Source organism: Nonomuraea monospora (assembly GCF_039531895.1).
GTDB lineage: Bacteria > Actinomycetota > Actinomycetes > Streptosporangiales > Streptosporangiaceae > Nonomuraea > Nonomuraea monospora.
Map to the genome: position 1 here is coordinate 48,060 of NZ_BAAAQX010000018.1, position 14,175 is coordinate 62,234.

Sequence of the window (14,175 nt, forward strand, 5' to 3'; positions counted from 1 at the left end):
GACCGGAGTGTCTGACCCTTGTGGTGGGGCGGTTCTGGGGTCACCCGCGAACTCCGCCACTCCGACACCCGGCTACCGGCCGTCCGCAGCGCTCGGCGCGCCTGTCGTTGAGCTCGGCGCGGAGGACGCAGCGCTCGGGGCGGCGGCCAGGTAGCCCGCGAGCAGGGCGTCCGCGACCGCCTCCACGGCGGCGTCACCGGGCAGGAACGCCGGGCTGTGCAGCCCTTTCTCGGTGTCCACCCCCACGAACATCATCAGCGACGCCGCCACGTCCCCGTACCGGGCGAAGTCATCGGCCCCGCACGACCGCAGCTCGTCATCCACCATCCACCCGTGCTCCCGCAACCGCTCCCCCGCCAGCGCCGCCAGCGCGGGATCGTTGACCAGGATCGGCTCCCCGGGAAAGATCTCGACCTCCGCCACGCACCCGTACGCCCGAGCCGTATCCTCGACGACCTGCGTGAACCTCCGGTACAGCCGTTCCCGCCACTCCTGCGACATGGTCCGCAACGTCCCCCGCGCCACCGCCTCGACCGGCACGGCGTTGGGCGTCGTCCCCGCGTTGACCGTGCCGAACGTGACCACCGTCGGCGCCATCGGGTCGGCCACCCGGCTGACGAGGTGCTGCGCCGCCACGATCACCTGCGCCATGGCGAGCACGGGGTCGCGGGTGAGATGCGGGTACGCGGCATGCCCCTCGACCCCCTTGACCGTCACCCTGAACTCGTCGGAGGCGGCGTTCACCGGCCCGGGCGCGCAGGCGACCGTGCCCGCGGGCAGCACGGGCTGGACGTGCGCGCCGATCATGGCCTGGACGTGGTGCCTGGTGAGCGCGCCGGAGGTGACGACGTCCGCCGCGCCGGAGGGGAAGGTCTCCTCGCGGGGCTGCAGGACGACGACCAGCGGTGCGAGGCCGCCCCCTGTCACGGCCTCCGCCACCGCCTCCGCCGCCCCTTCGGCCGCGACCTCCGCCACGGCCTCCGCCGCCTCCGTCACCATCTCGGACGCGTCCCTCGCCCCACCCTCCGACACGCCACCGGCATGCCCGCCACCGTGCCCGCCACCGTGCCCGCCACCGTGCCCGCCACCGTGCCCGCCACCGTGCCCGCCACCGTGCCCGCCACCGTGCCCGCCACCGTGCCCGCCACCGTGCCCGCCACCGTGCCCGTTCACCTGCCCACCAGCATGCGCACCGCCATGCCCCCCAGCATGCGCGCCAGCGACCCCACCAACGCCAGCGTGCCCGTTCGTGCGCCGCCCCGCAGCCTCCGCGGCCCCCTCGGCCGCCGCCTCCTCGATCACCCCCAGATCGACCTCACCCATGGACCCAGCCGCGACCGCCGCCACAGCCCGAGCCACCGCGACCACGGCCGCCAGATGCACGTCATGCCCGCACGCGTGCATGGCCCCGTTCCCAGCAGCCCAGGCCACCCCGGTCCGCTCAGCGATCGGCAAGGCGTCCAGCTCCCCCCGGACCCCCACAGCAGCCCCACCACCCCCGATCCGCACCACGGCCCCCGTCCCGGCCACGTGCTCCACCGCCCCGCCGACGGGCAGGGCACGCAGAACCCTCCGCAGGGTCGGCCCCTCCTCCCCCGACACCCGCGGTGCGGCGTGCAACTCCCGCCGCAACGCCACGGCCCCCGCCAGTTCCCGCCGCAGCGCCGCCCGCAGCGCCACCTCGACGCCCACCTTGCGACCCTCGACACTCATCCCCGACATACAGCACCAATCCCCCAGACAACAATGATCAAGCCGTAATCACTGCCCCCATCGGCCGCGCTCTCACCCCAGCCCGTAAACGCGCCGCGCGTTCTCCGCCCCCACCATGGTGAACACCCGCACCGCCTGCCCCACCGTCCATTCCCCGTCCGCCACGAACCCGCCCAGCACCCGCAGCATCGCCCGCCGCCACAGCACCGCCCCCAGGTAGTGCAGCTCGGCGGGCCCCCAGGCGTCGGAGGAGTAGAGCAGTTTCGCGAACGGCGCCACCTCCAGGCTCTCGGCGACGACCGCCGCGCCGCGCGCCCCGGTGTGGTTGACGGCGAGCCCCACGTCGAAGAACACGTTCGGGTACGCCTGCGCCAGGAACCCCGCCTGCCGCTGGTACGGGTAGCAGTGCAGCAACAGCAGCGGCACCCCGGTCGGCTCCGCCAGCTCGATCAGCCCGCGCAGCAGCAGCGGGTCGGCCCGCCGCAGGTCCACGTCCGGGTCTCCCAGGCCGATGTGGAGCTGCAGCGGCAGGCCCCGTTCCAGCCCCGTCCAGATGAGGTGCCGCACGAGGACGGGGTCGGACAGCCGCCCGCCGGCGGCGAGCCACCGTCCGGCGGCGTCGGCGACCTCGGCCCGGGACGGCGGCGCGGGATCGAAGTCAAGGCCGCACCGGTAGGCGGCCACGCTCTTGAGGCCGCGCGCCGTCCGGGTGCGCTCGTGCAGCGCCTCGGCGAACCGTCCAGCGAACGCGCCGGCGTCGCATCCGGCGGCGGCGACCTGCTCGGCCACGCTCTCCAGGCGCACCACCTCGTCGGCGGGCGCCCCGCAGGCCTCGGCCATGCCGGACGGCCCGAGCAGCTCGTCGCCCCGGTAGCCGGTCTCGACGAGGAGGTGGCCGAGCCGGGCGGCGCCGAGCAGCAGCCGGTTGACCTCGGCGGCGCCGAGCCTGGCGCGTCTGGCGAGGTACTCCTCGGGCGCGCAGGAGGGGTCGAGCCCGAGCACGGGCGGGCAGTGGCGCAGGATGGCGAAGCCGAGCTGGGAGTCGAACTGCGTCATCCAGTCGGGCACGGGCCGGTCGGACTCGGTGATCATCTCTTCGAACGCCGTGCGCGGCAGGTCGAGCGTGACCGCCCCGTGCACGTGGTGGTCCACCAGCGGCAGCTCCTCGACGGCGCGGGCCAGCCCGGCGGGGGCGAGGTCGAGCTCCATGGTCGCTCTCGTACCCCCGCCCCCGTAGGCGACACTGGGCGACGCGTGAAGGATCCCGTCGTATGGGCGGCACGCGAAGGGGCCCCGCGGGACGATCACCGTCCCGCGGGGCCCCTCACCACGAACGTCAGGCGGCGGCCTTGGCGGTCACCGCGACCTGGGCCTGCCGAGTGACCCCGCTGACCGTGACGGCCACCGTCACCTGCCCCGGCCGCAGCGCCGTCAGCGTCCCCGACTCGGGGTCGAGGACGGCGACGTGCCACGGCTTGGCGCTCTTACGGGCGCCGACGTGCAGGTTCGGCGAGCCGGACCAGGTGACCGACACCGGGTGGGCGGCGGGCACCGCGCGGGCGCCCTGCTTGACCGAGGCCGTCACCGGGGCGGGCGCGCCGACGGCGACCGTGGCGGGGGCAGTGAGCGTGAGCTCGTCCACGTGCGGCCGCACCTGCGTGCCGATCCAGTCGGGCGCGTCGGCGAACCAGTTGCGCCTGACGTGCTCGGCCTCGGCCTTCGTCACGGGGTCGACGCCCCACAGCGACCATCCGGTGAACCCGCCGTCGTCGGGCGCGGTGGCGGGGTTCTTGCCGGAGTTGCCGTTGATGACGTACGGCACCGCGTCCACCCGCGAGGCGTGGAAGGTGCCGACGTGCGCCCCGATGAACGCGGCGCCCTTGCCGGTGGTGCGCTGGAAGTCGGCCAGCCACCCCTCGACGAGCGCGGCCTCCTTGCGGTCGCCGAGCTGGCTGCCCTTGCCGGGCGTGGGGTCGCGCGGCGGCACGTGGAACAGCACCGCGACGGACCCGATGGAGCCGTCCTTCGCCACCGAGTCCAGCAGCGAGCGGAGCTGCGCCACCTGGTCGTAGCCGCCGCCCCGCAGGGTGAGGCGGGAGGTGTCCAGGGTGATGAAGCGGGTGCCCTTGTGGTCGAAGGTCTGGTACGTGTCCCCGAAGACGGCCTTGAAGTTGTCGATCTTGCCGCCCATGACCTCGTGGTTGCCGGGGACGTAGTGGTACTCCACGGTTCCGCCGAGCTCCTCGTCGAGGATCCGCTTCGCCAGCGCGAAGTCCTCCGGCGACGCCTCGTCCACCAGGTCACCGTTGATCACCAGGAAGTCCGGCGCGGCGGCCTTGATCTCGCGCAGCGTGCGGCGCGCGTTCTTGACGATGTCGCTGTCCGGGTCCCTGGCCACGAACTGGGCGTCCGACATGACCGCGAACCGCCACGGCGCCTTGGACACCTCGCTCCTGACCACGGGGTCGGCCACCTCGGGCGCCTCGGGCGCGGTGACCGACGGCGGCACCTTGGCCACCAGTCCGTCGATGAGGATCTCGTTGGTGTACCTGACGTCGGCCTTCGTCTCGGCCACGTAGAAGCGCCGCAGCTTGAGCGGGTAGTTCACGCCGGGCGGCACGGTGAACTCGACGTACTTCCAGCCGGTCCACGTCAGGTAGGGGCCGCGCAGGATCTGCGACTGGCCGAGCGCGTCGTAGAACTCCAGGCTGGGCCACTCCCCCTTGCCGGTGGAGTTGATCCAGAGCCCGAACGCCTGCGGCTGCCCCTCGACCACGATCTGCTGGGGCGGGCTGGCGTAGGCGGCCCGGGTGGCGGTGGAGGTGGTGAAGTCGTAGGCCAGCTTGAGCCCGCCCCCGCTCTGCCCGGGAGCGGCCGACAGCGAGCCGGTGGCGCGGGCGGCGGCGAACGTCCAGGAGGCCGCGTCCTCGAAGTCGGCGACCGGCTTGGACTCCATCCCGACGGTCACCGGCACCGCGGTGGTGATCTTGCCGACCTTGGCGGTGATCAGGCCGGAGCCGGTGGCCTGCTTGGCCTTGACGGTGAAGGAGCCGTGCTCGGCGGCGGTGACCTCGAACAGGTTCCGGTCGTAGTCGAGTGTGAGGTCGCCCGGCTCGATGGGCGCGGAGTTGCCGTTGCGGTCGTAGCCGACCACGCCGAACGTGGCGGTGCCGCCCTCGCCGGCCATGCCGAGGCGGTCGGCGGTGGCGCCGAGCCGCTGCAGGGGCTGGAGCACGGTCAGCTCGATGCTGCCCTTGGCGTTGCCGCGCGAGGCGGTGACCGTGGTGGTGCCGGGCACCAGGGCGTGGAACTTGCCGTCGCGGATGACGCCGTGCACGGCCGGGCTGGAGCGCCAGGACGGGGTTCCGGCGGCGGGCCCGTACGTCTCGTCGTAGCCGGCGGCGGTCAGCCGCCTGGTCAGGCCGGGGAAGACGCGGTCGGGGCGGCCACCGGCGACGGGGCCGACGCCGGGCGCCTTGGCGGGGTCGCTGGCGGTCTCCAGCCAGAAGCCCTTGAGCTTGCCGCTGCCCTCGGGCGCGTAGAGCGCCAGGCCGTTGGGCACGTGCCGCTCGCCGCCGTCGGAGGGGCCGTTCTCCACCTGCACGTCGGCGGCGCCGGGCTCGCGGGCCAGCATGGTGGAGGAGCCGCCGCCGTCGAGGTTGAGCGCGTTGGCGGCGCCGAGGTCCTGCATCATGGCGGCCAGCTCGTTCAGGGTGACGCCGCGGCTGTCGGCCTGGCGGCCGTCCACGGTCAGCAGGTACATCTTCCTGCCGTCGGCCGAGAACCCGACGGCGGTGCGCGGGTGCGCGGCCGTGTCGGTCGAGTTCTGCGGGACGCCGTCCTTGATCAGGAGCTGGTTGCCGCCCACGGCGGCCTTGACCGAGCTGCCGTCGGAGGGCTTGGGCTGGTAGGCCACGTCCACCTTGTCGCCGGGCTTGAGCGCGGACAGGGCGGCGGCCCCGGCGTCGCGGCCGAGCAGGATGGTGGTGCCCGCGGGGATGGGGCCGGTGCCGGCGGCGGTCCGCACCTCGGAGACGACGCCGTCCACCAGCACGACCTCGGCGACGGAGGTCGCGCCCTCGACGGCGCGGGCCCGGGTGTAGGAGCCCCACAGCGGCGTGAACAGGCCCACGCCGCCGCTCTGGATGATCTGGTTGAACTGGGTGAGCTTGATCGGCGCGCCGCCTGACGGGGTGGCGGTGCCCTCGAAGTACATCTTCAGCACGCGGCCGATGCCGTCGCCGGTGACCGCGACGGCGTTCTCGTGCCCGGCGACGGGCGACTGGATCAGCGTGCCGTCCTGCACGCCGATGCCCTGCGCCGCGCCGGAGTTGTTGATGTCGAAGAAGTCGCCGTTGACGGCCGCGACGGCGCGCGAGCGCTTGGCGGGCCCGGACAGCGGCTCGGTCCTGGACACCTCGCCGGAGAAGACGTAGTCCGCCTTCGCGCCGCTCAGGTCGGCGGTGACGGCGTCCGCGCGCAGCCAGCCGAGCGCGTCGTAGGTGTCGAACGAGGTCAGCGAGATGCCCGGCGCCACCGGCCGGGTCTTCTTGGCGGTCTCCAGCCGCTGGGGCGCAGCGGCGGCCGGGGCGAGCAGCGTGGAGGAGGCCGGGTAGGACGACGCCGACTCCAGCGCGTCCTCTACGGGAGGGGTGGGATCGGCCTGCGCGGGCGCGCTGATGGCCATGGGGCCTAACACGAGCGCGGCGGCGGCCAGCAATCGGAGGGTCTGCACGACCGAACTCAATCGCTCGTGGATATAACTTTCAAGACTTGAGGATGAACTAAAAGAAAATTTCAAATCTGGTACGTGCGCCGCCTCGCCTTACTGGCTGGTGGCCCGGCACGCCGACGTGCGCGAGGTGCTGAGCAGACCGGGCGGCTCCTCCTCGCCCGGCAACCGCACCCCGGCGTGCAGCACCAGCGGCACGGCCATCGCCACCGCCATGGACAGCACGGCCGTGCCCGAGTCGTTGACCAGCATGCCCACGACCCCGCTGACCAGCGCGCCGACCAGCCCGGCCCGCAGCATGGGCGCCCGCGCGAACGCCCTGGGCACCAGGCCCGCGCTCACCTGGCCCGGCCGCAGCACCGCGAACACCAGGAAGATCAGCCCGGCCAGCACGATCGGCATGAGGTTGGGCGAGAGCAGGGTGTGCAGCATGGCGCCCAGCTTGCGGCCGATCATGGGCCAGAACGTGCCGTCCAGCACCTGCCCCACGAACCTGCCCAGGTGCGTCTGCGACTGCGGCGGGCGCAGCCAGTCGAGCACGGCGATCACCGACACGGCGACCCCGCCCAGCGCGCTGAACCCCACCAGCTTCAGCAGCGACACCTTCTTGCCCGCGACGAGCAGCGCGGTCACGGCGATGCCCGGCGCGAACGCGATCACGCCGCCGAAGTCGCTGCCCACCCCCGGCCAGCCGGCCAGCAGCGTCGCCGTCACGCCCAGCCCGGTCACCACCCCCACGGCAAGCCGCGTGCGCCCGGCGCGGACCAGGCGCTCGGCGGCCAGCGCGGCGCCCATCAGCACCGACGTGGCCAGCAGCGCGAACGGGATGTTGGCCAGCCCGTAGTAACGCCCGCCGACCACGGCGGTGTAGCCCATGAGCGCATTGAACTGCAGGTTCGTCCCGGTCAGCAGGTCGCCGACGAGCACCGTGAAGTTGATCGCGCACACCGCGGCGGGCGGCCCGAGCGGGTGGCGCCGCCACGGGCCCAGCAGCGCGATCGCGCTGAGCACCGCCGTGACCGCCAGCACACAGCCGATCAGCGTCGGGACGATGGCCGGGCTGTGGTCCCACGGCAGCAGGTTCACCACGTACGTCGAGACGGGCACGCAGGCCATCGCGATGGCGGCCACGGCGACGAAGCCGAGCTTCCTGCGGCGGGACAGCAGCAGGTAGGACAGCACGTAGAAGGCGACCGTCAGGGTGGCGAACCCGGTGAAGAAGTAGCCGGTCATGCCGCGCACCGTGGTCCCCGCGACGTCGGCGCGCACCAGGTCGGCCGAGCTGATCGGCTCGCCGAGCCGCCACGGCAGCCCGATCACGTTCGACGGCGGCTCGATGCCCGCGGCGGTCAGGACGGTCGGGGTGACGTCGGGCAGCAGCACGATGTCGTCGCGCCGCGCCGAGTTCCCGCCGACGCGCGGCCCCACGACCTCCTCAGGGTTTCCGGACCTGACGGCGGAGGCGGCGCCGGCGCGCTTCCAGATGGCCACCCGCAGGTGCGGCACGGAGCCGTGGTCGCCGATCCCGGCGAGCACGATCTCGGTGCCGGCGGGCAGCCGGTCGAGCGCCGCGCCGACCTCGGCGTCCGCCTGGCGGGCCAGCTCGCGCCGCCGCCCGGCGGGCAGCGCCTCCGGCTCCTGCGGCAGCCTGTCGTCCACCAGGTACGGCCGCACCAGCGCGGCCACGTCCACGGCCAGCACCCGGCACTTCGACCAGTCGCTCAGCCCGGCGGCCGTGTCGGCGTACAGGTCGACCTCGCCCTCCCTGTCGGCCAGCGCGAGCGCCGCGCCCCTGCCGACGGCGGCGGTGCAGTGACCGGCGGCGTGCACGGCGGCGCCGAGGGTGCCCGCGTTGGCGCCGTCGCGCGTGCCGAGCAGCTCGGGCATGCCGGGCACGACCGCGCCCTGCCCCCGCACGGCAGGCTCGGGCGGCAGCCCGCAGCGCCGCCCCACCGCCGCGCGCACGCCGGACGACACGCTCAGCCAGCCGTCGTGCGGGCAGGTCACGGTGCCGACGGCCTTGACCGACAGGGATCCGAGCCCGCTCTGCCCCGCCAGCTCCCACAGGCGCGGCGTGTCACGCGGGTCGAGATCAGCCCATAACAGCCCCGGCACGCCGATGAACGCCACCCGGCCGCCCGCGTCCTGATCCGCGTCCTGATTCGCCCTGGCGGAGGCGGCGGCCGGGACCGACCACCACATGACCCCGGCCACCAGCAGCAGTACCCACCTCACCGTCGAAGCCCCCATCCGGATGCGGTGCTCGATTCGGAACGCGGGCCACCCTACCCGGACGAAGGCCTCAGGCGGCGGGTTTGACGGTGATGAGCCGGTTCAGCGCCGCGTCGTAGGACGGGTCGAGCCAGTAGCCGGAGTGCCACCGCGTCTCGGGCAGCGGCTCCCCCTGCGCGGGCCGGAGCGGGTCCCAGCAGAAGTGATCGACCTCGTGCCGCTGTCCGCCGGCGAGCGGATCGACGCGGCGGAAGGCGGGGCCGCCGATGGGGTCGCTCAGCCGGTAGAGGTTGCACCAGGCCACCCGCTCCCGCACCGCGTTCAGACCGGCGTCGCCGAAGTAGGCGGGGAAGAACGCCGTGTACAGGCGGCGCAGCGGCGAGCCGTGGGTGAGCAGCCGGACGCGCGCCCGCTGCGCAGGGTCGAGCTGCAGCACCAGGGCGGCGGTGATGACGCTGCCCTGGCTGTGCCCGGACAGCACGACCTGGTCGCCGGCGGCGGGGGCGAGCCGGCCGACGCGGGTCATCAGCTCGGGGACGACCCGCTCGGTGTAGCAGGGCGGCGAGAGCGGGTGGATGGCGCGCGGCCAGAACGTGCAGATGTCCCAGAGGATCCCGACCGTCCTGCGCAGCCGGGTGTCGCGGTACGTCCGCCGCCCGACGAGCACCAGCGCCACGACGGCGGCCACCATGGCCCAGCTCCCGACGGAGGCGAGCAGCCCGGCGAGCCCGCCGCCGGGCGTGAACAGGCCCAGCAGGTAGATCCCCGTCACCGCGGCGGACCCGGCGACCCCGATCCCGGTGAGCACGCCCAGCACCAGGCCCGCGCGGTCGGTGAGCGCGGCCAGCGCCCACTGGCGGGCGACCACGCGGGCGTCGTCGCGTTCCAGGTAGTACGGCTTCAGCTCGGGGGCCAGGCGGCGGGCGTCGGCGCGGCGGATCAGCCACAGCACGACGGCCACCGCGACCAGCCCGGCCAGCAGCAGCGGCACCAGCGCCGCCGTCCACCAGACGGGCTCGTCGAGGTAGAGCTTGCCGCCGACGGGGGCGGGGTCGGCGGGGTGCGCGGGGACGCCGAAGAACGAGGCGGTCCAGAAGAGCAGGCCGAGCGCCATCACGTTCGCGCTGCCCGCCGCCACCATCAGCACCACCCAGGCGGCCAGCCCATGGAGCGCCCGCCGCTCCTCACCGCGCTCCATCCGCGCCAGCCCGGCCGCGCCCACCAGGATGATCATTCCCAGCGCCACGGTGACCGTGTACTGGAACGCTCCAATCCCGACGCCGGGCAGCCACCACGCCTGAGTCCCCGCCACCTCAGCGGGCAAGCCCATGAACGCCGCCCCCACGGTGGCCAGGAACGCCACCGGCGCCCCCACCCGCAGCACATGGCAGGCGACCGTCAGCCAGGCGGGCGTCCGCTCCCCCGTGTGCGGATCCAGCCGCCGCGCGATGGACGGCAGCGCGGCCAGCACGGCGGCGGCCAGCATCACGCCCGCGTTGGCCACGGTCAGCGCGAGCCCGGCGGCGGTGCCGGCGAAGGGCGCCGACACGGCCACGGCGATGGAGGCGACGGAGAAGGCCACGTGCACGACCCGCAGCCGCCACACGGGCGCGGCCCCGTGCCACAGCCTCGGCCGGGCCAGCAGCACCCCGTCGTGCTCGGCGACCCGCGGCGGCACGGTGCGCTCGTCCCGCAGCCAGGTGCGCCGCGCGATCCACCAGAGCAGCACCACGACCAGCAGCGGCACCAGCGCGGTGACGGCCAGCCGCTTGGACGGCTCGCCGCCCCACAGCACGCCCAGCCAGCGCACCCACCCGGGCGCGGTGTCGTAGGTGCAGGCCCGCCCGGCGGCCGTGCACTGCCAGCCGACGAGATCGACGGCGGCGCGGGTGACGGCGCCGACGAGCGTGCCGGTGAGCAGCAGCCCGAACAGCCGCTGCGCCGCCTCGGTGAGGTGCCGCAGCCGCACGCCGCGCGCGGGCCTGGGCAGCATGAAGTAGGACAGGTTCGCCAGCGAGAACGGCAGCAGGAGCAGCCACAGGGCGATCGCCCGGCCGCCGGAGGTGAGGTTGCCCCACGCGTACGCCTCCCGGTGCCGCACGCCCGGCACGTCGGGATGGTCGCCGGACGGCTGGCCGGTCTCCTGCCATCGCCGGTAGAACCCGGTGGTGCCGTCGCCGGCCACGAGCCGCGGGTGCGGGTGACCGAGCGTGCCGGCCGGGGGTGTGCCGGAGACGCCGTGGACGCGTAGCTCCGTCACACCCCCGCAGGTCTCGTCCAGGAATCCGTCCATGTGAACAGCATCCTGCGCGCACCACGATTACGCAAAGTGATTATTCGGTTACTCAAGGGAGAGCCGCGTGAGCCTCTCCTCAGGCTTTCGTCGCGCCGGCCGTCAGACCGGTGATCAGATGCCTCTGGACCAGCAGGAACACCACGCCCGCCGGGATGGCGATGAGCACCGCCGAGGCCGTCATCAGCCCCCAGTCGGACCAGTGCTGGCCGACGAACTGCTGCAGCCCCACCCCCAACGTGCGCTTGTCCTCCTGCGACATGAACACCGTGGCGTACCCGACCTCGCCCCAGGCGGTCATGAAGCAGTAGAACGCGGTCACCGCGATGCCGGGCCGCGACAGCGGCAGCACCACCCGCCAGAACGTGCCGAACGGCGTCAGCCCGTCGACCATCCCGGCCTGGTCGATCTCGATCGGCACGGTGTCGAAGTAGCTCTTCATCATCCAGGCGCAGAACGGCACCGCGATCGTCATGTACGCGATCACCAGGCCCGGGATCTGGTTCAGCAGCCCGAGCCCGGCCATCAGGTTGTACAGCGGCACGATGAGGATGGCCACCGGGAACATCTGGGTGACCAGCAGCAGCCACATCACCGACCGGTGCCCGGGGAAGCGGAAGCGGCTCACCGCGTACCCGGTGGTGGCGGCCAGGAACACGCCGATCACCATCGTGAGGCCCGCGACCAGCACGCTGTTGAGCAGCCATCGAGGGAACTCGGTCCCGGTCAGCACCCGGCCGTAGTTGGCCAGCGAGGAGTCGTCGAAGAAGCGCAGCTCGGCCGAGAGCCAACTGTCGCGCGGCTTGAGCGAGGTCAGCACCAGCCACACGACGGGGAACAGGGAGACGGCGACGGCCAGCAGCAGGCCCGCGTGCAGGCCGATGGAGGCCAGCGGGCCGCGCTCGCCTCTTCTGCGCGTGCTCGCACTCACCACGGATCTCCTTGATTGCGCAGGGTACGGCGATAGCCGACGGCCAGCACGACCAGCATGATCAGGATGATCACGCCCCAGGCCGCCGATCCCGAGTAGTTGCGGATCCCGGTGAACGCCTCGCGGAAGGCGTAGGTGACCAGGATCTCCGTCTCGCTGCCCGGCCCGCCCCGGGTGACCAGGAAGATGATGGGGAACATGTTGAACGTCCAGATCGTGCCCAGCAGCACGACCGTGGTCGACACCTGGCGCAGCCCGGGCATCGTGATCGCCCAGAACCGCTGCCAAGGGCTCGCCCCGTCCACCTCGGCCGCCTCGTACAGGTCGGCCGGGATCGACTGCAGGCCGCCGAGCAGCGCGACCATCATGAAGGGCACGCCGAGCCACACGTTCACGGCGATCACCGCGATCTTGGCCGTGGTGGGGTCGTCCAGCCAGCCGACGCCGCTCAGCCCGGCCATCTTGAGGAAGCCGTTGATCACGCCGTAGTCGCTGTTGTAGAGGTAGCGCCAGATGAAGGCGGCCACGAACGCCGGCACCGCCCACGGCAGGATCAGCAGCACGCGGTAGACCGAGCGGAAGCGCAGGCGGCGGTTGAGCATCACGGCCAGGCCCAGGCCGATGCCGTAGTGCAGGGCGACGCAGACCACCGTCCACACCACGGTCCACACCAGCTTGTCCCAGAAGACGCCGCTGGTCAGGATGCGCAGGTAGTTGTCCAGGCCGACGAACTCGTAGGTGGACGGGATGACGTTCACGCCGATGGTGCGGCCGATGTTGGCCTCGGTGGCGTCCGTCAGCGACAGGTAGACGCCGCGCGCCAGCGGCCAGCCGATCAGCACCAGCATCACGGCCAGCACCGGGGCGACCATCGCCCACGCGTACCAGTGGGTGCCGAACGAGCGTCGCCGTTCACGGCGGTGGCCGCGGGAGGAGTCTTCCGCGGCCATCGCCTTCGGGGTCGAGACCGTCACCGGTCAGCTCCAGTCCTTCATGATCTCGCGGTAGTCCTCCTCGACCTGCTTGAGCATGTCGGCGGGCTGCAGCTTGCCGTTGACCAGGCCCTGGTAGCCCTCCAGCAGCGGCTGGAAGAGCTGGCCGCCCTCGGGGATCCAGGGGCGCGGCACCGCGGTGTCCATGATCGGCTTGAACACGGCCACGTCGGCGTTGCCCTGCACGTCCGGGTTGGCGTAGGCGGAGGTGCGGGTGGGCAGCAGGCTGATCTCCTTGGCGATCTTCGCCTGCGCCTCGACGGCGGTCATGAAGCGGACGAACTCGTAGGCCGCAGGGATGTTCTTGGAACCGGCGTAGATGGCCAGGTTCCAGCCGCCCGTGGGGGCCGCCGCCTTGACCGATCCGGCCGGGACGGGCGCGATGCCCAGGTTCTTCTTGTCCTGGAACTCCTTGCCCTGGTAGATCTCCGACAGCGCCCACGGCCCGTTGTAGATCATGGCGACCTTGCCCTCCTTGAGGGCGGTCATGGCGTTGGCGTAGCTGTCGGTGATGGCGGGCTTGGGCGCGGCGCCTGAGCTCATCAGATCGACGACGTTCTCCATGGCCTTCACGTTCGCCGGGGAGTTGACCACGATCTTCTTGTTGGTGACGTCGAGCAGGTCGCCGCCCTCGCCGTACATGAAGGGCAGCAGGAAGTAGGCGTCGACGTTGAGCGCCAGCCCCTCCGCGTCGGTCTTGGCCTTGACGTCGAGCGCGGTCTGCTTCAGCTCGGCGAGCGTCTTGGGCGCCTCCTCGTGCCCGGCCTCCTTCAGCAGCCGCTTGTTGTAGATCAGCGCGAGCGTGTCGGTGACCTGCGGCACGGCGTACGTCTTCTCGTTGTACTTCGTGCTGCTCAGCGGCCCTGGCAGGAAGTCCTCGGGCTGGTCCACGGCGCGGGTGCCGTCCAGCGGCTGCAGGTAGCCCAGCGACGCGAACTGCGACGTCCACGCCACCTCCGACCTGATCACGTCCGGCGCGCCGCTGCCGGCCTGCGCGGCCGTCTGGAACTGATTCTGCGCCTGGTCCGAGGGCACGTTCACATAGTTGACCTTGACCTTCGGATACTTGGCCTGGAACTCCTTGATCAACGCCTGGAACGTCGGCCCCTCACTGTCGGGGCGCGTCGTGTCCCACCACGTCACCTCGCCGCTCACCTGGGACGGATCGGAGACCTGGGTGGGCGGCGCGGCGGTCTCGCCACCGCCGCCACAGGCGGAAACCGTCAGGACGAGTGCCGCAACAGCCGCCGCGGACGGTAAGAGTCGTCGCATGTCCTGCTCC

General features: G+C 72.7%; 8 protein-coding genes. All 8 read right to left on the bottom strand.

Going from position 1 to position 14,175, the window contains the following annotated elements; genetic code table 11:
- Window positions 1–72 precede the first annotated feature (72 nt).
- The 8 genes from ABD331_RS31065 to ABD331_RS31100 all read right to left on the bottom strand — a co-directional run bounded on the left by ABD331_RS31065 (window position 73) and on the right by ABD331_RS31100 (window position 14,165).
- A complete protein-coding gene (locus tag ABD331_RS31065) occupies window positions 73–1,713 on the bottom strand; it encodes a M20 metallopeptidase family protein (protein ID WP_344482249.1) in 1,641 nt (546 codons plus the stop codon).
- Between the two features lie 72 nt (window positions 1,714–1,785).
- The gene (locus ABD331_RS31070; RefSeq protein WP_344482252.1) at window positions 1,786–2,922 is read right to left on the bottom strand and encodes an amidohydrolase family protein; all 1,137 of its coding nucleotides are present in this window, start codon (window positions 2,920–2,922) and stop codon (window positions 1,786–1,788) included.
- 127 nt (window positions 2,923–3,049) lie between these two features.
- Window positions 3,050–6,448 carry a phosphodiester glycosidase family protein gene (locus tag ABD331_RS31075; protein WP_344482255.1) on the bottom strand — a complete coding sequence of 1,133 codons (3,399 nt, stop codon included), beginning with the start codon at window positions 6,446–6,448 and terminating at the stop codon, window positions 3,050–3,052.
- 90 nt (window positions 6,449–6,538) lie between these two features.
- Entirely contained in the window at window positions 6,539–8,680 is a 2,142-nt protein-coding gene (locus ABD331_RS31080) for a hypothetical protein (RefSeq protein WP_344482258.1), read from the bottom strand.
- A gap of 67 nt (window positions 8,681–8,747) precedes the next feature.
- Entirely contained in the window at window positions 8,748–10,970 is a 2,223-nt protein-coding gene (locus ABD331_RS31085) for a hypothetical protein (RefSeq protein WP_344482261.1), read from the bottom strand.
- A 79-nt stretch (window positions 10,971–11,049) separates the two neighbouring features.
- Window positions 11,050–11,901, bottom strand: a complete 852-nt coding sequence (locus ABD331_RS31090) for a sugar ABC transporter permease (protein ID WP_344482264.1) — start codon at window positions 11,899–11,901, stop codon at window positions 11,050–11,052.
- On the bottom strand, window positions 11,898–12,875 hold the full coding sequence (locus ABD331_RS31095; protein WP_344482267.1) for a carbohydrate ABC transporter permease: 978 nt from the start codon (window positions 12,873–12,875) through the stop codon (window positions 11,898–11,900). Before ABD331_RS31095 ends, ABD331_RS31090 begins: the two co-directional genes overlap by 4 nt.
- Before the next feature lie 3 nt (window positions 12,876–12,878).
- A complete protein-coding gene (locus tag ABD331_RS31100; protein WP_344482270.1) occupies window positions 12,879–14,165 on the bottom strand; it encodes an extracellular solute-binding protein in 1,287 nt (428 codons plus the stop codon).
- Window positions 14,166–14,175 lie beyond the last annotated feature (10 nt).